Annotated in this window: 19 protein-coding genes; 17 read left to right on the top strand and 2 right to left on the bottom strand. The window is 38.1% G+C overall.

Going from position 1 to position 18,625, the window contains the following annotated elements; all coding sequences use genetic code 11:
- Positions 1 to 88 precede the first annotated feature (88 nt).
- From AC4PG8_RS09720 to AC4PG8_RS09705, 4 genes are all read left to right on the top strand, one after another.
- On the top strand, positions 89 to 700 hold the full coding sequence (locus tag AC4PG8_RS09720; RefSeq protein WP_185482361.1) for a hypothetical protein: 612 nt from the start codon (positions 89 to 91) through the stop codon (positions 698 to 700).
- A gap of 199 nt (positions 701 to 899) precedes the next feature.
- On the top strand, positions 900 to 2,141 hold the full coding sequence (locus AC4PG8_RS09715; RefSeq protein ID WP_003763696.1) for an MDR family MFS transporter: 1,242 nt from the start codon (positions 900 to 902) through the stop codon (positions 2,139 to 2,141).
- Positions 2,142 to 2,144: 3 nt separating this feature from the next.
- Complete coding sequence (locus AC4PG8_RS09710; RefSeq protein WP_492170298.1) at positions 2,145 to 3,746, top strand: amidohydrolase; 1,602 nt, start codon at positions 2,145 to 2,147, stop codon at positions 3,744 to 3,746.
- A gap of 125 nt (positions 3,747 to 3,871) precedes the next feature.
- Positions 3,872 to 5,824 (top strand): Na+/H+ antiporter, encoded by a 1,953-nt coding sequence (locus AC4PG8_RS09705; protein ID WP_185540888.1) that lies wholly within the window; start codon positions 3,872 to 3,874, stop codon positions 5,822 to 5,824.
- 26 nt (positions 5,825 to 5,850) lie between these two features.
- On the opposite strand, the gene AC4PG8_RS09700 is transcribed toward AC4PG8_RS09705, so the two are convergent.
- Positions 5,851 to 6,750, bottom strand: a complete 900-nt coding sequence (locus AC4PG8_RS09700; RefSeq protein WP_010991195.1) for a LysR family transcriptional regulator — start codon at positions 6,748 to 6,750, stop codon at positions 5,851 to 5,853.
- A gap of 241 nt (positions 6,751 to 6,991) precedes the next feature.
- On the opposite strand from AC4PG8_RS09700, the gene ssuE reads away from it, so the two are divergent.
- The 13 genes from ssuE to AC4PG8_RS09635 all read left to right on the top strand — a co-directional run bounded on the left by ssuE (position 6,992) and on the right by AC4PG8_RS09635 (position 17,174).
- Entirely contained in the window at positions 6,992 to 7,537 is a 546-nt protein-coding gene (ssuE, locus tag AC4PG8_RS09695) for an NADPH-dependent FMN reductase (RefSeq protein ID WP_492170297.1), read from the top strand.
- Between the two features lie 15 nt (positions 7,538 to 7,552).
- Positions 7,553 to 8,089: a GNAT family N-acetyltransferase gene (locus tag AC4PG8_RS09690; RefSeq protein WP_003763689.1), complete on the top strand. Its 537-nt coding sequence runs from the start codon at positions 7,553 to 7,555 to the stop codon at positions 8,087 to 8,089.
- Positions 8,090 to 8,105: 16 nt separating this feature from the next.
- A complete protein-coding gene (locus AC4PG8_RS09685; protein ID WP_010991193.1) occupies positions 8,106 to 8,915 on the top strand; it encodes an amino acid ABC transporter substrate-binding protein in 810 nt (269 codons plus the stop codon).
- Positions 8,916 to 8,936: 21 nt separating this feature from the next.
- Positions 8,937 to 9,653: an amino acid ABC transporter permease gene (locus AC4PG8_RS09680; protein WP_003763687.1), complete on the top strand. Its 717-nt coding sequence runs from the start codon at positions 8,937 to 8,939 to the stop codon at positions 9,651 to 9,653.
- Between the two features lie 13 nt (positions 9,654 to 9,666).
- Entirely contained in the window at positions 9,667 to 10,374 is a 708-nt protein-coding gene (locus AC4PG8_RS09675; RefSeq protein WP_033837819.1) for an amino acid ABC transporter permease, read from the top strand.
- Positions 10,371 to 11,150 carry an amino acid ABC transporter ATP-binding protein gene (locus AC4PG8_RS09670; RefSeq protein WP_003768096.1) on the top strand — a complete coding sequence of 260 codons (780 nt, stop codon included), beginning with the start codon at positions 10,371 to 10,373 and terminating at the stop codon, positions 11,148 to 11,150. The genes AC4PG8_RS09675 and AC4PG8_RS09670 overlap by 4 nt, the downstream gene beginning before the upstream one ends.
- Positions 11,147 to 12,142: an LLM class flavin-dependent oxidoreductase gene (locus AC4PG8_RS09665; protein ID WP_492170296.1), complete on the top strand. Its 996-nt coding sequence runs from the start codon at positions 11,147 to 11,149 to the stop codon at positions 12,140 to 12,142. Before AC4PG8_RS09670 ends, AC4PG8_RS09665 begins: the two co-directional genes overlap by 4 nt.
- Entirely contained in the window at positions 12,135 to 12,401 is a 267-nt protein-coding gene (locus AC4PG8_RS09660) for a glutaredoxin family protein (protein WP_003763682.1), read from the top strand. Before AC4PG8_RS09665 ends, AC4PG8_RS09660 begins: the two co-directional genes overlap by 8 nt.
- The gene (locus tag AC4PG8_RS09655; RefSeq protein WP_010991190.1) at positions 12,398 to 13,720 is read left to right on the top strand and encodes an LLM class flavin-dependent oxidoreductase; all 1,323 of its coding nucleotides are present in this window, start codon (positions 12,398 to 12,400) and stop codon (positions 13,718 to 13,720) included. The genes AC4PG8_RS09660 and AC4PG8_RS09655 overlap by 4 nt, the downstream gene beginning before the upstream one ends.
- Positions 13,721 to 13,791: 71 nt before the next feature.
- On the top strand, positions 13,792 to 14,493 hold the full coding sequence (locus AC4PG8_RS09650; protein WP_003763678.1) for a pseudouridine synthase: 702 nt from the start codon (positions 13,792 to 13,794) through the stop codon (positions 14,491 to 14,493).
- A 131-nt stretch (positions 14,494 to 14,624) separates the two neighbouring features.
- Positions 14,625 to 15,743: a carbohydrate kinase gene (locus AC4PG8_RS09645; RefSeq protein ID WP_010991188.1), complete on the top strand. Its 1,119-nt coding sequence runs from the start codon at positions 14,625 to 14,627 to the stop codon at positions 15,741 to 15,743.
- Complete coding sequence (locus AC4PG8_RS09640; protein ID WP_003770033.1) at positions 15,740 to 16,651, top strand: pseudouridine-5'-phosphate glycosidase; 912 nt, start codon at positions 15,740 to 15,742, stop codon at positions 16,649 to 16,651. Before AC4PG8_RS09645 ends, AC4PG8_RS09640 begins: the two co-directional genes overlap by 4 nt.
- A 79-nt stretch (positions 16,652 to 16,730) precedes the next feature.
- The gene (locus AC4PG8_RS09635) at positions 16,731 to 17,174 is read left to right on the top strand and encodes a 2-thiouracil desulfurase family protein (protein ID WP_492170295.1); all 444 of its coding nucleotides are present in this window, start codon (positions 16,731 to 16,733) and stop codon (positions 17,172 to 17,174) included.
- Here AC4PG8_RS09635 and pepC read toward each other — a convergent pair.
- Complete coding sequence (pepC, locus tag AC4PG8_RS09630; protein ID WP_492170294.1) at positions 17,171 to 18,496, bottom strand: aminopeptidase C; 1,326 nt, start codon at positions 18,494 to 18,496, stop codon at positions 17,171 to 17,173. The genes AC4PG8_RS09635 and pepC overlap by 4 nt on opposite strands.
- Positions 18,497 to 18,625 lie beyond the last annotated feature (129 nt).

The raw sequence follows: 18,625 nt of genomic DNA, 5'->3' as shown, positions 1-18,625 counted from the left end.
ATGGTTCTTTAAGAACTTATCTCTCGCTCTTTTTTTATTATGATTAAAGAAGTTGCAATTTCGCAATGATTTTGAGGAGGCGGGATAAATGATGGGAATGTTTACTACGGAGTTAATTTTTACTTTGACTAGTAATCCGAAGTTTCAAGAAGTAGCTGAATTGGTGTATTGGAACAAGGATGATATTATTGATTGTCCTGAAAATAATGAATTTGTTTACGCGATTGATGAAGGCAGCGTAACACAATACGCAGAAAAAAATAGTTCTTGGGGGAAAGGAAGCATTCTTGGCTTTATTCGAGAAAAGACAAAAATCCACCCCTTATGTAAGACCGTTGCTTGGAAAATTCCTTTAACATATGTTGCTGATATAGTAAAAAACATGGATAAAGTGAAGCTGGAAGATCTAACTGCAATAGAAATGAACTTTTTGAAACGGGAAACAAAGGATTGTATCCAATGGTTCATTAAAAAAATGCCGGACAGACTTCATACTACTTCTTGGAAAATCGCACAAGGGTATTTTCGTCAAGAGATTATGCAAATACTTCCCAAAGAGTCCTATATTGCCCAATTAAATGAATTGAAAGAGCGACATATTCTTTTTGAATTAGGCTATTATTTTGAAATAAATGTATCTCAATTTCACTCTTATTTAAGAAACTTAGAATATGATTTAATACTAGAAAAAAATAATTAAAATATTTCTAACATTTTCACAGACAAATGACGCAATTCATAGTACACTTAGAATAACCATGATAGGGAATTATTGCCAGTCCCTTATTAGCCACCAGCAAAATTTGCTAGGTGGTTTTTTGATGAACTTTTTCTTTTCGAAAGAGCGTGGTTGTGATAACCTAAAAAAGGTTAGTTTTTAAGAAGGGAAAGTGTAGGAAATGACGAAATGGTTACCAAAGGATTTATGGATTGTTATTATTGGAATGGTGTTACTATATACAGGGCTATCATTTATTTGGCCTTTTAATATGATTTATATGACGCAAGAGTTGGGTATGTCAACCACGGATGCTTCACTGGTATTGTTGATTAACTCAGGTGTAGGAATTATTTCAAGTATTATCGGCGGACTTATTTTTGACCGTTTTTCAGGCTTTATTTCACTTACAATTGGTACGATAATATTAGTACTCTCAACAGCTTCATTATGTTTCTTCCACGGATTTCCGTTCTTTATTTGGAATTTATGGGCGGTTGGTATTGCGATGGGAATGGTATTCTCAGGGCTTTATGCAGCGGCAGGATTAACGCATCCAACTGGTGGGAGAACAGGATTTAATGCGATTTATGTTGCTCAAAATATCGGGGTTGCAGTAGGACCGCTTCTTGCAGGATTATTAGCAAAACAAGGAATGAGCCACGTATATATTGGTTCTTTTGTATTTGCAATTATATTTGCTGGCTATTTTTTCTTTTTCTTCCACAAAATTGACTGGAAATCAGAAAAAGTTAATGTAGAAACAAAGCATCGTAAAAAAGGAGCTAAACGAGAATTTCCAACGAAGCTCGCATTATGTTCTTTTGTGCTACTATTACTGACATACTTACTCTGCCAATTACCACACGTGCAGTGGCAGTCCAATCTTTCTACTTATATGACGGAAATAAAAGGCGTAACTTCTAGCGAATACGGTAATTTATGGAGTTTAAACGGCGCTCTTATTGTGCTGGGGCAATTAGTTTTAATTCCAGTTGTTAATAGATTTAAAAAATACTTACTGGCACAAATTTATATCGGTATTGTCTTATTTATTTTATCTTTTGTTGTCGCAATGAATGCAAGCGTATATAGTGGTTTTGTGTTAGGGATGATTTTCTTAACACTCGGCGAAATGTTTGCTTGGCCAGCGATTCCAACCATTGCTTATCAACTTGCACCAAAAGGAGCAGCAGGTTTATATCAAGGCTTAGTAAACGGGATGGCTACAGCCGCTCGAATGCTCGCACCATTTTTAGGAGCAATTGTAGTTCAACATTTAGGCGGCATCAAAGCTTTATTCATTGGCGCATTTATTTTACTCGGATGTGCGCTAGTTAGCATTACCTTACAACAAATTTTACAGAAAAAGGATCAACAAGAAAAAGCTGCCTTGAAAATTTCCATCAATCAGGGGGAATAGAAAATGAAATTATGGGAAAACGGCACATTTTATCAAATGACAGCAGAAGGGGAGCAAGTTTCTGCTGTATTAACAAAAAATGGTCAAATTCATGCGGTCGGTGAAGTAGCGGACCTCAAAAAACAATATGCTACTGAAATTGATGAAACAATCGATTTGGAAGGTAAAGTAGTTTTTCCGGGATTTGTTGATGCGCATATCCATTTGCTATGGTACGGACAAGCTTTAGAACGGCTGAACTTAAACCAAACAACTACTAAAAAAGAGGCATTAGCGCTTATTCTTGAACGAACAAAGCAGCTTGCAAGTGAAGAATGGTTGTTTGTAGAAGGTTATGATGAAAATAAATGGTCAGATGAACAAACATTGATTTCTTTAGCTGATTTGGATGGGGTAAGTACAACCAATCCAATTTTAGTTAGACGGATTGATTACCATAGTGTGTCGATTAATTCGGCTTTAAAAGCGCATATCGAAAACTTTTCGGAAAACGGTTTTGATGGTGGTGGTGAAATTGTTCGTGATAAAGCTGGGAATTTTACTGGTATTTTAAGAGATAATGCGACAACGCTTGCTATAGATGCGTTTCCGGCGGCGACACCTGCTGAATTAAACGCGTGGTTAAAAATTGCGATAACCGATTTATGGTCTAAAGGTATAACCGGTGCGCATTCGGAAGACTTACATTATTTTACGGGATTTGAATCTACTTTTGCTGCTTTTCGGAATACGGTGGGAGCAAATCGATTGCCATTTCGCGCACATTTGTTAATTCACCATGCCGAACTAGCTAATTTTTCAGCATCTAAAGAAAGTTTTATGAGTGGCGACGACTTTTTAGAATTAGGGGCGATGAAAATTTTCTATGACGGTACAGTTGGTTCACGGACGGCGCTAATGAGTGCGGGATACGCTGATAATCCGAATGAAAAAGGACTACAAATTCATTCTGATGAGGCTTTTGAGGATTTAGTTCAGTCAGCAAGAAAAGCGGGTTTACCTGTTGCAATTCATATTTTAGGCGACCAAGCTTTTGCTAATGTTATTCGAACTTTACGAGCAAACCCACCCAAAGAAGGACAATATGATAGATTAATTCACACACCTTGGCTTACAAAGGAACTAATAGCAGAGGCGGAGGGCTTACCGATATTATTTGATATACAGCCACAATTTATGGCTAGTGATCTCCCGTGGGCTATCGATGTGCTTGGTGAAAATCATCCGCCACTTGCTTTTGCTTGGAATTCGCTTTTACGAGCAGGCTTTCCATTAGCTGGAGGTAGTGATGCTCCGATCGAAGTGCCTAATCCGTTTTGGGGAATCCATGCCGCTGTTACAAGAACGGCTAATGCGGATTTGGATGGTGTGAAATATTGGCCGGAAGAGTCACTTACCGTATATGAAGCAATCGAACTTTATACTAAAGGGGCAGCATTTGCAAGTTATAAAACGACTTGCCGTGGTCAAATTGCACCTGGATTTGTAGCGGATTTTACGATTTTAGCAGAAGATCCTTTCCTAATAAAACCTGCGAATCTTCGTCATCTAGAAGTTATGATGACGGTTGTAAATGAACAAGTAGTTTATAAAAAAAGTAAGTAAACGCGAAAAACTCCATACAGAGACGGATGTTCTCGAAAAATATTTTTGTTAGTATGAGAACGGATCAAATGCCTTGCTAAAGGACGAATTAGCATGGCGTGGAACCGGGAACGAGGGATGTATTAATGGAGATTTTTGAACTGATTTTATTAATGTTAAGTGCAGTTTTTTTATCAAATGTGTTAAGTCGATTTTTACCAAGTATTGCGGTACCTTTAATTCAAGTACTACTAGGGATTATTTTGGCTATTCCGCTCGGGGATCATACGATGGATATAAATCCCGAGTTGTTTTTATTACTATTTATGGCTCCGATACTTTTTAATGACGGGGCTAGGACGGATAAAAAATCGTTATGGAAAAATCGGAAAGCAATTTTATCATTATCAATTGGTCTAGTGTTTGTAACGGTTGGGGTTTTAGGAGCTTTTATTCATTACTTAATTCCAGCGATACCTTTTGCGGCTGCATTTGCACTTGCTGCAGCACTAGCGCCAACTGATGCGGTCGCGGTTGGAGCACTAGCGGAAAAAGTAAGGGTTCCACATAAAATTATGCATATTTTAGAAGGAGAATCGCTTATCAATGATGCTTCTGGACTTGTTTCCTTTCAATTCGCAGTCTTAGCGCTTGTGACGGGAACATTCTCCTTTATGTCTGCTGGAACTAGTTTTTTACTGCTTTCGCTAGGTGGGATTGCGCTTGGAGTGGTGCTTAGTTTACTGAAAATCATGCTAATGCGTGGTCTGCGCCAACTCGGTATTGAAAACATGACTTCTTTTATGTTAATGGAAATTTTGCTGCCTTTTTTAATTTTTATGGTGGCAGAAAATATTGGCGTCAATGGTATTTTGGCTGTGGTCAGTGGGGGAATGGTGCATTCGTTTAGTTATAAAAGGATCAATCCTGAAATGGCGCAACTCAATTTGCTTTCTAAAAATACTTGGTCAGTAATTATTTTTAGTCTTAATGGCCTGGTGTTTGTTTTACTTGGGACTCAGCTGCCGCAAATTATGACAGCTATTTGGGAAGATACGGGGATACATAAAAGCATGTTATTCCTATATATTTTCGGAATAACGTTTTTACTACTTGCTCTTCGGTTCTTATGGATTTTGTTTTTCCGCAATTACGAGGAAAATCCCCATGCAGATTTAGTGAGCAGGCTAAAAAATACGTTTTTGTATACTGTAGCAGGTGTGCGAGGAACCATTACGTTAGTCAGTGCGCTATCCTTACCATTTGTCTTAGGTCAGGGCAATGCTTTTCCTGAACGTGATTTATTGATTTTTATTGCTGCGGGAGTAATTATTATGACACTACTTTTAGCTAACTTCACACTGCCTCTTTTTGCGGCTAAAAAAGATGTTGTAGTAGCCGATCACACTACTGCAATTGCGCTATTACGAGATGTTGTCGGCCAATTACAACGTTATAAAACAGACAAGAATGAAGTAGAAATGAATAATGTATTAAAAATGTATAACGGCCGAATTTTTTCGTTAATGGAACATAAAGAAGTGAGTGCTACTGAGAAAGAACTTCGACGTTTAACGCAAGAATGGCAACTTGAAAATACAAGAAGACTCGTATTTGAACGGAAAATTGACACTGGGGTTGGGTTGTCGCTTATGATGCGGCTCGGGAAACGACTTTATGTCCAAACAAGAGCTCAAAAATATCGGGCGAGAATGAGATATCGTCAGCTTTTAAGTCATAGTATTCGTGATTTTCGCATAGTACCTCTTTCTTTTGAAGAACGTAGAAAAGAGCGAGCTAAACTTCAAACTGAAAATAATCAATTCGTCGTTCAAAAGCTAAATGAGCTCGATAAAAACGAATTTAACCCTGAAGTTATTTCCTTATATTTAATGAATTTTGAACGAGCATTAGGTAGCGGCAAACATAAAAAAGAAACAGATAATGAAGAACTACAAACAACAATCGATTTAGCTTCTCAAATTGAACGGGAAACAATTCAACATTATTTTGAAAAAGGGACAATTACGAGGAAGGAAATGAAAGTTTACCGAGATAATCTCCTTGCGATTGAAGCAAGTTTTCAATTAGAATTTTAACGAAAAAAGACAGTTAGACTATTTATTTAGTCTAACTGTCTTTTTTTATCATCAAAATAATAAATAATTCGATCAATAAATTCTTTCGTGGTACTATCAAAGTCTTTTTCTTTTTGATTAGTTAAAAGACCAATTGGAGGTGAAATAGGTAAGTTTTTAATTGGAATACGAACGGTTCCTTCTAGGAGCTCGGAATGTGCTGTGCTCGTAAAGATAGAAACACCAACGTTTTCACGGACAAAATACTTATGAGACATGCTACTAGTGAGTTCCATTTTTTTATAATCACTACCAATGGCACGTTTTAAATGTTGCTCAATTTGGATGCGAATCGGGCAATTTGCTGGAGTGAAAATAAAGCATTCATCGCGTAAATCAAGCAATTCTACAGACGTCCGAGAAGCTAAAGGATGGTTTTCTGACACAATCAAATCAAGCGTATCATGGAAAAATGGAAAATAAAAATTCTCCAAAATCAGCTCTGGTTCCCCGCAAATGGCAAAATCAATTTCTCCATCAATCAGTTTTTGGCTACATGTATTAGCATCATCCACAGAAACATTCACCATTAGCTTTGGAAAATCGGTTAAAAATTGTTTTAAAATTTGTGGTAAGACGAGGCTCGCGCTAGGTTCTGAGATTCCTATTTTAATAAGGCCGGCATTGCCATTTTTTAAATCAAATATTGTATGATCCAGCACTTCATATTGAGCAATTAGCTGACCCGCTCTTTCATAAAACAATCTGCCAGCGTGGGTTAGTTTTAAGGTTTTTCCCCGTTCAAATAACTGCACGTCCAAATCTTGTTCCAGCTGTTTAATTCGCATTGAAATAGTCGGCTGCGAATAATTTAATACTTCTGCGGCCCGCTGAAAACTTCCCGTATTTACTACCGTATAAAAAGTTTTAATGGTTCTAAATTCCAATATAATTCCCCCTTCATATTGGAGTTTTTTGATATTTCTAACAGTATACACCGTAAAATAGCCAGAAGCAATTTATTAATCTGATAAAATTCATAGGAATAATGCGGATTAGAGCAGAAGTATTAGTATTACTGTGGTTAGCTATTAGTTTTTTTGATTAGCCAAACAGAATCTTTTACTTTATAGTATAGCTAATATCTAAAAACCAAGTAAATTGATGGGAATTAAAAGGGGCGATTTGATGGGAAAAGTGACAATTATTGCTGGGGGAATCAAAACGGAATCTCGGCTGAACGGTTTAATTCAACTAGCAGCAAATCAATTAGCGAATAATGGTACGGAATTTAAAATTATCGAAGTGCACAAAATTCAAGCAGAAGCGTTAGTAACTGCCGACTTCACGCATCCTGATATTCATTTAGCAAATAGTGAAATTGAGTCCAGCTCTGGCGTTATTATCGCAACACCCATTTTTAAAGCCGCATATTCAGGCGTGTTAAAAGCTTATTTAGATCTTTTGCCGCTTAAGGCTTTAAAAGGGAAAGTAGTTTTACCGCTAGGGCTTGGTGGGTCAAATGGACATTTACTTGCACTGCAATACGCGCTAGATCCAGTTTTAAAAGAGCTAGGGGCTGAGATGATTTTGAAAGGTCAGTTTACGGTCGATAAGCAAATTGAACGGCTTGGTGACGGGCTTTATGAAATTGAAATTACGGCGAAAGAACGACTAGATAGTGCATTAAGCCAGTTCATTTCATTATTAAATCAAAATTCAGTGGAAGTTTAAGGAGGCGAGTAGAAAATGGCAGAAGATATTTTTAGAGTGGCGACTGTGGAAGATGCGCCAGAGTTTTTGGAATTGTTGTCGAGTGCATTTAAGTCAGTGAAAGAACTGGGAATCGATTGGCCTTCTACTAATGCAGATTTAGCGATGGTTACCGAAAATATCGTTAATTCCTCGGCTTTTGTTTTAGAGCGGAATGGTAAATTAATTTCTACAATTACTGTTCGTTTTCCATGGGAGAGTAGTTCGCCTCCTTCTAAATATCCATTTGTTTGGTGGTTTGCAACAGCGCCAGAATTAGCGGGACAAGGGATTGGTGATAAATTATTAACGTATGTAGAAGAACGGGTACTTCGCGATACACTTAAAGCTCCGGCACTTACGCTTGGTACTTCTGCAAGAAAACATCCGTGGCTACTTGATATGTACTTGCGCCGCGGCTATGAAGTTTATTTTGAACATGAAGAGGACGGCGATGTCGGCGTGATGATGCGGAAAATTTTAATTCCGGAAAAATTCGATGCCACATTACTCGGAATACCTAGCTGGACATAAAAAAGGGGGAGAAAGAATGAAAAAGAAATATGGAGTTTTGGCACTGGCTCTTGTAGCCGCGTTAACATTAAGCGCATGCGGAGCGAAAGATGAACCAGAAGCAGCTAATAAAAAAGTTCAAACGATTACGGTCGGGACAGGCACGCAGTTTCCTAATGTTTGCTTTTTAGATGAAAATGGCAAATTAACAGGTTATGACGTTGAACTAGTGAAAGAAATTGACAAACGTTTACCAGGCTATAAATTCAAGTTTAAAACGATGGATTTTTCCAATTTACTCGTTAGTCTTGGTGCTGGAAAAGTGGATATTGTAGCGCATCAAATGGAAAAAAGTAAAGAACGCGAGAAGAAATTTTTATTTAACGATGTAGCCTATAATAATTTCCCATTACAGTTAACCGTATTAGATAGTAATAACAGCATAAATGGCACAAAAGATTTAGCTGGAAAACGAGTTATTACAAGTGCGACGTCAAATGGCGCACTCGTTTTAAAGAAAATCAATGAAGAACAAGGCAATAATTTTGAAATCGCTTATGAAGGACAAGGTTCTAATGATGCAGCCAACCAACTAAAAACAGGTCGCGCTGATGCAACGATTTCCACACCATTCGCGGTAGATTTCCAAAATAAAACAAGCCCCATCAAAGAAAAAGTAGTAGGCGATGTTTTATCGAATGCGAAGGTATATTTCATGCTTGGTAAAAATAAAACTGAATTGAGTAAAGACGTAGATAAAGCACTTCAATCCATTATTGATGACGGGACATTAAAAAAATTGAGTGAAAAATGGCTTGGTGCAGATTATTCAAAAGAACAATATTAAAAAATAGGGGGTGCCATTTAAATGGATAAAGCGTTTGATGTGAAAATGATTGCTGATTTTATTCCGACGTTAGCGGGTTATTTACCAATTACGTTATATATCTTGGCACTCTCGCTTATTTTCGGTTTTATATTAGGGGTTATTTTATCATTACCAAGAATTTATCAGATTCCTGTTTTAAATCAATTTGCTCGCGTATATATTTCATTTTTTCGCGGAACACCGATTATGGTGCAATTATTTATTGTTTTTTACGGAATTCCAGCACTTTCTAGCGTATTTGGGATTGATTTATCGCAAATGGATCCACTTTACGCCGCCATTGCAACGTATGCATTAAGTAGTGCGGCGACCATTGCAGAGGTAATCCGGGCTGGTGTAAATAGTGTAGATGCTGGTCAAGCGGAGGCGGCTTATAGTGTAGGGCTGAACGGGCGCCAAACATTTTTACGTATCATTTTGCCTCAAGCACTTTATCAAGCATTGCCGAATTTTGGGAATTTAGTAATTGGGTATTTGAAAGATACTTCGCTAGCTTTTTCGATAGGTGTGATGGATATGTCAGGTAGAGGCCAAACCTTAATTACGCTGAGCAATCACGCCCTTGAAGTTTATATTTCGTTATCTATTATTTACTATATTACCGCAGTGCTACTTGAATACTCTTTCAAATGGATTGAAAAACGAGTTAAAAAAGAGAATACCAGATTTACCAGTATTTTTGATATAGAACTTTAAAGGAGAGATGATGATGCCGCTTGATGTGCCTTTTATTGGAACAGCCGTAATGGCGATGCTAAAGACGATACCATTAACACTTGCGATGACATTCTTTCCGATATTGTTCGGTTTTATAATCGCTATTTTACTTACGCTCATCCGGATGTACCATGTCCGTTTTTTGGAACCAATTGCCAAGTTTTACGTGTCTTTTTTTCGAAGCACACCAGCGATTTTACATATAATGCTGATTTATTTAGGAATTCCGCTCATTGTCGATTTTTTAAGTAAGTCGCTTGATTTAAGCATATCAGCAAATAAAATCCCGGTTGTGGTGTTTGTGATAATCGCGTTATCCTTCACGGCGGGAGCTTACCTAACGGAGATTTTACGGTCTGGTATTATTGCTGTTGATATTGGCCAAATGGAAGCCGCTTATTCTATGGGATATACGCATGGCCAAGCGATTCGTAAAGTGCTGTTACCTCAAGCGTTTATGACTTCGCTACCGAATTTTACTAATTTATGCATCGGATTTTTGCATACAACTTCGATTGCAGCTATCGTCGCGGTTCCAGAAATCACTGGAATGGCCACGATTGTAGCTTCTGATAATTACGCTTTTCTCGAAGCATTCATTGGTGCAGCACTGATTTATTGGTTCTTAACTATTCTAATAGAAGCAATTAATTATATTTTGGAAAAGAATATCGCTAAATATCAAGGAGGGACAGTATGATTACCATTAAAAATATTCAAAAAAGCTTTGGACAAAATCAAGTTTTAAAAGGAATAGATTTAACCGTAAAAAAAGGCGAAGTAGTGACGATTCTTGGTCCAAGTGGCTCAGGGAAAACCACTTTTTTACGTTGCTTAAACTTACTGGAACGTCCTGAAAACGGTGAAATTTCAATGCATGACCAAATAATTAACTGCAAGAAACCTTCCAAAAAAGAAGTATTACAATTACGAAAAAATACCGCAATGGTCTTTCAACAATACAATCTATTTTCCCATAAAACTGTCATTCAAAATGTAATGGAAGGACTCACTGTTGCTAGAAAAATTCCGAAAAAAATTGCGCGGGAGATTGCTGAGCGGGAGCTAACAAAGGTAGGGCTAGCCGATAAGTTTAGCGCATATCCTTCCCAGCTATCAGGCGGACAAAAACAGCGCGTTGGCATTGCACGTGCGCTCGCGATTAATCCAGATGTAATTTTATTTGATGAACCAACCGCAGCGCTTGACCCGGAACTTGTCGGTGAAGTTTTAGAAGTAATGTTAGAAATCGCTCGTGCCGGTGCAACGATGATTGTCGTCACACATGAAATGGAGTTCGCAAAACGCGTCGCAGATCAAGTCGTCTTTATGGACGGAGGGCTCATTGTCGAACAAGGCACGCCAGATGAAGTATTCAATCACACAAAAGAAGAACGAACAAAACGCTTTTTACACCGAGTTTCGGCCGATTACTTATATGAAATCAAAGAAGTGAAAAAGGAGCGTGTCATATGACTATTCGACTTAGCATTTTGGATCAAAGTATTATTAATCCCGGCGAACGTCCTAGTGAGGCTTTACAAAACACTGTAGAACTTGCAGAGCTTGCAGAACAACTTGGCTTTTATCGTTTTTGGGTTGCTGAACATCATAATTCAGACGAAATAGCCGGAGCTGCACCGGAAGTTCTTTTAGGATATATTGCGGCAAAAACAACTTCTATTAAGCTCGCATCTGGTGGCGTAATGCTGCAACATTATAGTCCATATAAAGTTGCTGAACAATTTCACGTGCTTGAAAACTTAGCGCCAGGACGGATTTCCCTTGGTGTCGGCAAAGCGCCCGGCGGATTTCAACCAGCGACCGATGCCCTTCAGAAAGACTTTGCAAAGCCTATTCAAACGTTTGATGCTAAATTGATAGAATTAGTCGATTTTGTTACACGGAAAAATGATTCCAAAGTCGAAGCAAAACCACTACCAGAAAATAATCCGGAAATCTTTTTACTTGGCGGAAGTGTAGCAAGTGCAAGACAAGCTGCCGAACTGGGAATTTCTTTTGTATTTGCTTATTTTATTAACGGCGAAGAGGAAGTTTTAAAAGAAGCACGGGATACATTTGAGCAGTATCAAATTAACCAACAAGCAAGTTTTCAATTAGCGCCAATTGTTGTTGTAGCTGAAACAAAAGCTGCTGCAGACCGTCATATTCCAGAGCGAGAATCAATTAAAGTACAGCTTTCGGACGGGCGGAGAGTAAATGTCGGTTCACGTGAACAAGCAGAAGCCTACGTGAAAGACATCAGCCAACCATATCGATTTATTACACAAAAAATTGGAGCAATAACTGGGACGAAACAAGACGTTGGAGAAGAAATTACTCGACTTTCAAAAAAATATAATATTCAAGATTTTGTCGTTTTAACACCTGTCAAATCCGCGGAAATCAAACGCTATTCGTACCAATTATTAAGTGAATCAATAAAGGAGGAAGTTGTCCATGGCTAATGTCGTTGTTTGGAGTAAAGTAGGGTGCCACTACTGTAAAGATGTGAAAGATTATTTAACCGAGCAAAATATTGTCTTCCAAGATATTGACGTCACAGATCATGATTACTTACGAGAAGTACTGCAAGCCAAATACGGTATCCGCCACGTTCCAGTAGTAGAAATTGGTGACATAGAAAAAGGGACTTACCAAGCAGTAACCGAAATCGGTATCGAATACTTAGAAAAAGCTTTACTACAAAAGGAGGAAGTAAAATGACTAGAAAAGATACAATCCAGTTTGGCGCAATCATTCACGGCGTTGGCGGCACAACAGATGGTTGGCGCCACCCAGATATTAACCCAGCAGCAAGTACAGATTTAGATTTTTATAAAACTCGTGCAAAAATTGCAGAACAAGGCCTATTTAGTTTTGTATTTATTGCGGATGGTCTTTTTATTTCTGAAAAATCTATTCCGCATTTTCTTAATCGTTTTGAGCCGATTACTATTTTATCCGCTTTAGCAGAGTCTACAGAAAATATCGGGCTGGTTGGAACATTTTCGACATCATTTACGGAACCATTCACGCTCGCAAGGCAACTTTCCTCATTAGATCATATTAGTGGTGGTCGAGCTGGCTGGAATTTGGTCACTTCTCCGCAAGAAGGAGCAGCACGAAATCATAGCAAGAAAAACCTCCCGACCCACAGCGACAGATATAGCATTGCGGCAGAACATTTAAAGGTAGTTCGCGGACTATGGAATTCATGGGAAGAAGACGCTTTTACTTATAATAAAGAAACCGGCGAATTTTTTAATCCAGAAAAATTACATCGTTTGAATCATCAAGGTGAGTATTTTCAAGTGGAAGGACCGTTAAATATCGGCCGCTCCAAACAAGGAGAACCAGTCGTTTTCCAAGCGGGGGCATCTAGCACAGGTCGGGATTTTGCAGCCCAAAACGCGGAAGCTATTTTTACGCATTCAGATTCGCTTGAAGAAGCTATTCAATTCTATCAAGATGTGAAAACTCGTGCTGAAAAAGCTGGCAGAAATGCAGCAGAGATCAGGATTTTCCCAGGAATTAGCCCAATTGTAGCGGATACTCTAGAAGAAGCCGAGCAGAAATACACCGAATTTGCCAATCTTATTCCGATTGAAAATGCCGTCACCTATCTCGCGCGTTATTTCGATGATTATGATTTAAGCCAATTTGAACTAGATGAACCTTTCCCCGACCTTGGCGACATCGGTAAAAATGCTTTTCAAAGTACGACGGATCGAATCAAAAAAGAAGCAAAAGAGCGCAATCTAACCCTGCGCCAAGTAGCGACCGAAGCAGCCACCCCGAAAACACCTTTTATAGGAACAAAAGAACAAGTAGCTGATTTAATCGAAATTTGGTTTCAAAATGAGGCGGCAGATGGATTTATCATCGCGTCTGACATCCCAGGTACTTTTGAAACATTTGTCGAGCAAGTTATTCCGCTTTTGCAAAGTCGAGGATTGTATCGAAACGAATATCCAGCCACAACCTTAAGAGGCAACCTAGGTCTTGAAATACCAAAAAATAAACAAGCCGTCAACATCAAATAATAGAAAGAAAACGGAGCGCCTTTAAGGATCTTCGTTTTTTTGTTACAATAAAAGAAAAAAGGAGCTAAACCATGCGCTTAGATAAATTATTGTCCCACACAGGTTTCGGGAGTCGTAAAGAAGTGAAACCACTGCTTAAATCCGGGGCAGTTGTCGTAAATGGAACGATTCAAAAAGACAGTAAAACCCAAGTGAATCCAGACAAAGATCAAGTTACTGTTCACGGAACTCCTGTCATTTACCAAGAATTCGTATATTTTATGCTTCATAAACCCCAAAATGTCGTGAGTGCAACCGAGGATAATCTGTCAGAAACCGTCATTGATTTACTCGAGCAAGAAGACACGCTCACTAATCCATTTCCGGTCGGTCGTTTGGACAAAGACACAGAAGGATTACTTATTATAACTAATGATGGCACGCTCGCTCACAATTTACTTTCACCTAAAAAGCATATTGATAAAACATATTATGCTAAAATTGATGGCGAGGTTACAGCGGAGGATGTAGAAGCCTTCAGTGCTGGCGTCACTCTCGATGACGGCTACACCTGTAAACCAGCTCATTTAGAAATTATCACTCCGAACGAAATAAAAGTAACTATCCAAGAAGGAAAATTCCACCAAGTAAAAAGAATGTTCGCTGCTCGCGGGAAAACAGTCAGCTATTTAAAACGAATTTCAATGGGGAACTTACAACTAGATGAATCTCTTGAACTCGGTGAATACCGCCCACTGACTGAAAACGAGCTGCTTATCCTTCAAAATAAATAACGATAAACGAAAATTTTCTTCCTAAAAGAAGTAGATTTTCGTTTTTTAGATTGCAAAAGAAAGCATTTACATATATAATAAACATGTGTTTGAAATTAAAACAAAAGTTTGGAATGGAGGTGCATTATATCGTGGAGAATAATAAAGCGAAAATGAACGAAAAGGAAGAGATAATTTTCAATTCCATCCGTAAAAATCCTTACATTTCTCAACAAGAACTTGCTGATATACTTGATTTATCAAGACCGACAGTAGCGAACCTTATTTCTGGCCTTATTAAAAAAGGTCGTATTTTAGGAAAAGCCTATATTTTAAATGAAGCAAAACAAATCGTTTGTATAGGTGGAGCGAACGTCGATCGGAAGTTTTACATTAAAGACAAGGCCCAGCTAGCTACATCTAATCCGGTGCGCTCAACACAAAGTGCTGGCGGAGTTGCTAGGAACGTTGGTGAAAACCTTGGTCGCCTTGGAAAAGAAGTTATATTACTCACTGCTTGTGGAACAGACTCCGACTGGGAAGCTGTCAAAAATGCCAGTAATACATATATGAACTTAGATTATGTCACTGCATTTCCAAGCATCGCAACAGGTTCTTATACAGCCGTACTCGAAAACAATGGAGATTTGCTCGTTGCACTAGCGGACATGGATGCATACGATCACTTAACCCCAGATGTACTAGCGAAAAACGAAGGCTTGCTAAGTCAAGCGAGCGCCATTATTGCCGATTTAAATTGTCCAAAAGAAACATTAGAATACCTTGGAAGTTTTGCCGAAATTAATTCCATCCCATTAGTCTTAGTTCCCGTTTCCTCACCTAAAATGTCTCATTTACCAGAACGTTTGGATCACGTGACTTGGCTAATATGCAACCGAGATGAATCAGAAACTCACCTAGAAATGACCATTGAAAACGATGAAGACTGGCGCTTAGCTGCACAAAAATGGCTAGATTTAGGCGTAAAAAATGTCATCGTTACAAATGGCAGTAAAGGTGCGGTTGCAGCAAACAACGCAGAAGGCATTATCTTTGAACCCGCTATTGTCATTGAAAACATTGTAGATGTGACAGGAGCAGGAGATGCATTTTGTTCTGCGGTAATTTATGCATGGTTAGAAGGAAAATCTTTACAAGAAATTTTAAAAGCAGGGAGCGTAAATGCTGCGCGAACACTCGAATCTGAATACACTGTTCGCCAAAATTTATCAACATCCCAACTACAAAAAGATCTGGAGGAATTCAAATGAAAAATTATCTATCATTATCCGAAGAAGTAAAACAAGCAAAAGCAGAAGGAAAAGCTATCGTAGCCTTAGAATCCACAATCATCTCTCACGGGATGCCTTACCCACAAAATGTTGAAATGGCTCGTGACGTAGAACAAATTATCCGTGATAACGGCGCGGTACCTGCAACAATCGCTTTAATCGACGGTAAAATTAAAATCGGTCTTTCTGATGAAGAACTAGAACTATTTGCAAAAAGCAGCAATGTAGCAAAAGTTTCTCGTCGTGATATTGGCTACCTTATTGCTACAAAACAACTAGGAGCAACAACAGTAGCTGCAACGATGATCTGTGCTGAATTAGCAGAAATCGGTATCTTTGTAACTGGTGGAATCGGCGGAGTTCACCGCGGTGCCGAAACAACAATGGACGTTTCTGCTGATTTAGAAGAGTTAGCGAAAACAAATGTAGCAGTAGTATGTGCTGGAGCAAAATCTATCTTAGACTTAAACTTAACAATGGAATACTTAGAAACAAAAGGCGTTCCAGTAATTGGTTACCAAACAGACGTACTTCCAGCATTCTATACTCGTTCAAGCGATGTAGAATTAACATTACGTGCAGATGCTCCAGAAGTTATCGCTGAGTCCCTTAAAGCAAAATGGGATCTAAAAATTGAAGGTGGCGCTGTAATCACAAACCCAATCCCAGAAGAATTTGCAATGGATGAAAAAGTAATTAACGATGTTATCCAAACTGCACTTAAAGAAGCAGAAGAAAACCACATCCACGGAAAAGACGTTACACCATTCCTTCTTGGCAAAGTAAAAGAACTAACAGACGGTAAGAGCTTAGAAGCAAATATCGAACTAGTAAAACACAACGCACTAATCGGTACTCAAATCGCCGTAGCTTATCAAAATATCTAATAATCAATAGAGCTGTCGCCTTTAAGTGGTGGCAGCTTTTTTATGTTAAAATAAATTTAAAAATAAAGGAGGAATATAAATGATTGCCGTAAGCGCTTGTTTGGCAGGAATTGCCTGTAGATATGACGGGAAAGATAAAGAAATTACCAAAATAAAACAAATGGTTGAAAACGGAGAGGCGATTCCTTTTTGTCCTGAAGTTTCAGGTGGTTTGGAAATACCAAGAAATCCAGCTGAAATAGTAGGTGGAGATGGTAAAGACGTCTGGCTAGGTCGCGCTAAAGTAATGGATAATCAAGGAATAGATGTAACAGAAGAATATAAAAACGGAGCGAGTTTAACTTTGACTAAAATGAAAGAACTCGGTATTACTCAAATAATTATGAAGGAAAAAAGTCCTTCTTGTGGAAGCTGTGCTATTTACGACGGCACCTTCTCTGGAAAAATAAAAGATGGTACCGGCGTAGCAGCAGCTCTTTTTCAAATGAATGGAATCAAAATCATCTCAGAATTTACAATTTAAAGTGCAAGCGAGCCCATTGGATCCCAAGGTTTTAGCGCAATTGGCTCATTACTAAATGCTTCAATCAATTCTTTAGATAAATATTTTTTATGGACAACCACTTGGAATGTAAACTCATCCATCCAAGCATCACTAGCAACAAAATATCCATTGTTACCAATCTTTTCTCCCCAACTATTTTCCACTTTCCAACGATTAACTTCATTATTAGCAATGTTAACCCCAGTTAGAACCATCGCGTGAGTGAGCATACTATGTTTATAATCGAGGCGTTCTGCTTTCGTCATAGCTGTTTTAAATCCAAAAGCCTGATTTAGCAAGAAAATATCTGTATCCATAATACCAGTAGTTCGTTCTGAAAGCTGACCTACATCACAACCGAACCAAACAGTCTCACCGTCTTTGATTTGATCTGCGGCGGCTTTTTTTAATACATTCATTTCCACATTCAAATACTTAATAGGTGTCCCATTTACAATATTTCCTAAATAATCGACTGTAAATGCTTGATTAAAGGGTTTATCTTTAGTTGGCGCATTAATAAGCGGGATATAATCCTTCAAATCCATATCTACATAGCGTTTATAAAATTCTTTAGGCGTAATTTGTAAATCTTGTTTAAACTCATTGTCTTTATTTCGATATTCAAAATCAAACACTTTCGGCGGTTCACCCAGAGTCATAACTAAAAGCTGGTAAACTTCAGCAAGCATTTCTTCCTTCAATCCAGCAGTATCTTTCTGCTCTTTAACAGCTTTTCTTAAAATAACTGCATCCGTACGAAGTTTTTCATTTAATAGGTGATTTAAATCCGCAGACTTACTACTTTGAAAAGTTTCAGGCATAGCAGATTTCGGAACAACCCCATATTTTTCAATGATCGAAACAAGCATATCCCACTGACCGCCATCTTGTTGAGGTGTATCAAGTAACCATGAAATTAATCGGCTATCCTCATCTTCATTCGCTGTTTCAATAATGTTCTCTAAAAAATAATTAGCTTTCTCTAATTTATCCCAAAAGTTAGTATAGTTCTGCGACAACTCAAAATCTTTTAGACCAAGTGTCCCATTTAATTTATGTCGAAACGTATTTAATGCTGCAAACATCCAACATCTTCCACTTTGCTGTTGGTTGGAAACTTTATCTGTATGAACCTCATGAGAAAAAACCGGTTGTACTGTTGCTTTTGATACAGGATTTTCTGTTGCTGCTTTAATCCCATTTTTCATAATGCTAGCTTGGAAAACCAACTTATCAGGATTTTCACGCCATTTTTTGGAAAAACTTTCTAATTGATCAAACGTTATTTCAGTACTCATTTTTATTCCTCCTCTATAGAACATTGCTTCTAATTAAGTATACTGCTAAAAATAAAAAGTGTATAAGAAAACAACTATCTGAACTATTTTGAAGGTTTTCGGCGGTTATCATGATATAATATGAATGAA

The organism is Listeria sp. MAN/IMW/UF555, assembly GCF_058684075.1.
The sequence above is the reverse complement of the archived record's forward strand: the minus strand, read 5'-3'. Positions and strand labels throughout refer to the sequence as shown.

Excerpts from the sequence above, each read along its gene's own strand:
- AC4PG8_RS09665 (WP_492170296.1), top strand. The coding sequence starts at position 11,147 with ATGACTATTCGACTTAGCATTTTGGATCAAAGTATTATTAATCCCGGC.
- AC4PG8_RS09655 (WP_010991190.1), top strand. The coding sequence starts at position 12,398 with ATGACTAGAAAAGATACAATCCAGTTTGGCGCAATCATTCACGGCGTT.
- AC4PG8_RS09690 (WP_003763689.1), top strand. The coding sequence starts at position 7,553 with ATGGCAGAAGATATTTTTAGAGTGGCGACTGTGGAAGATGCGCCAGAG.
- AC4PG8_RS09715 (WP_003763696.1), top strand. The coding sequence starts at position 900 with ATGACGAAATGGTTACCAAAGGATTTATGGATTGTTATTATTGGAATG.
- AC4PG8_RS09685 (WP_010991193.1), top strand. The coding sequence starts at position 8,106 with ATGAAAAAGAAATATGGAGTTTTGGCACTGGCTCTTGTAGCCGCGTTA.
- ssuE (WP_492170297.1), top strand. The coding sequence starts at position 6,992 with ATGGGAAAAGTGACAATTATTGCTGGGGGAATCAAAACGGAATCTCGG.
- AC4PG8_RS09635 (WP_492170295.1), top strand. The coding sequence starts at position 16,731 with ATGATTGCCGTAAGCGCTTGTTTGGCAGGAATTGCCTGTAGATATGAC.
- AC4PG8_RS09705 (WP_185540888.1), top strand. The coding sequence starts at position 3,872 with ATGGAGATTTTTGAACTGATTTTATTAATGTTAAGTGCAGTTTTTTTA.
- AC4PG8_RS09675 (WP_033837819.1), top strand. The coding sequence starts at position 9,667 with ATGCCGCTTGATGTGCCTTTTATTGGAACAGCCGTAATGGCGATGCTA.
- AC4PG8_RS09660 (WP_003763682.1), top strand. The coding sequence starts at position 12,135 with ATGGCTAATGTCGTTGTTTGGAGTAAAGTAGGGTGCCACTACTGTAAA.
- AC4PG8_RS09650 (WP_003763678.1), top strand. The coding sequence starts at position 13,792 with ATGCGCTTAGATAAATTATTGTCCCACACAGGTTTCGGGAGTCGTAAA.
- AC4PG8_RS09640 (WP_003770033.1), top strand. The coding sequence starts at position 15,740 with ATGAAAAATTATCTATCATTATCCGAAGAAGTAAAACAAGCAAAAGCA.
- AC4PG8_RS09720 (WP_185482361.1), top strand. The coding sequence starts at position 89 with ATGATGGGAATGTTTACTACGGAGTTAATTTTTACTTTGACTAGTAAT.
- AC4PG8_RS09680 (WP_003763687.1), top strand. The coding sequence starts at position 8,937 with ATGGATAAAGCGTTTGATGTGAAAATGATTGCTGATTTTATTCCGACG.
- AC4PG8_RS09670 (WP_003768096.1), top strand. The coding sequence starts at position 10,371 with ATGATTACCATTAAAAATATTCAAAAAAGCTTTGGACAAAATCAAGTT.
- AC4PG8_RS09710 (WP_492170298.1), top strand. The coding sequence starts at position 2,145 with ATGAAATTATGGGAAAACGGCACATTTTATCAAATGACAGCAGAAGGG.
- pepC (WP_492170294.1), bottom strand. The coding sequence starts at position 18,496 with ATGAGTACTGAAATAACGTTTGATCAATTAGAAAGTTTTTCCAAAAAA.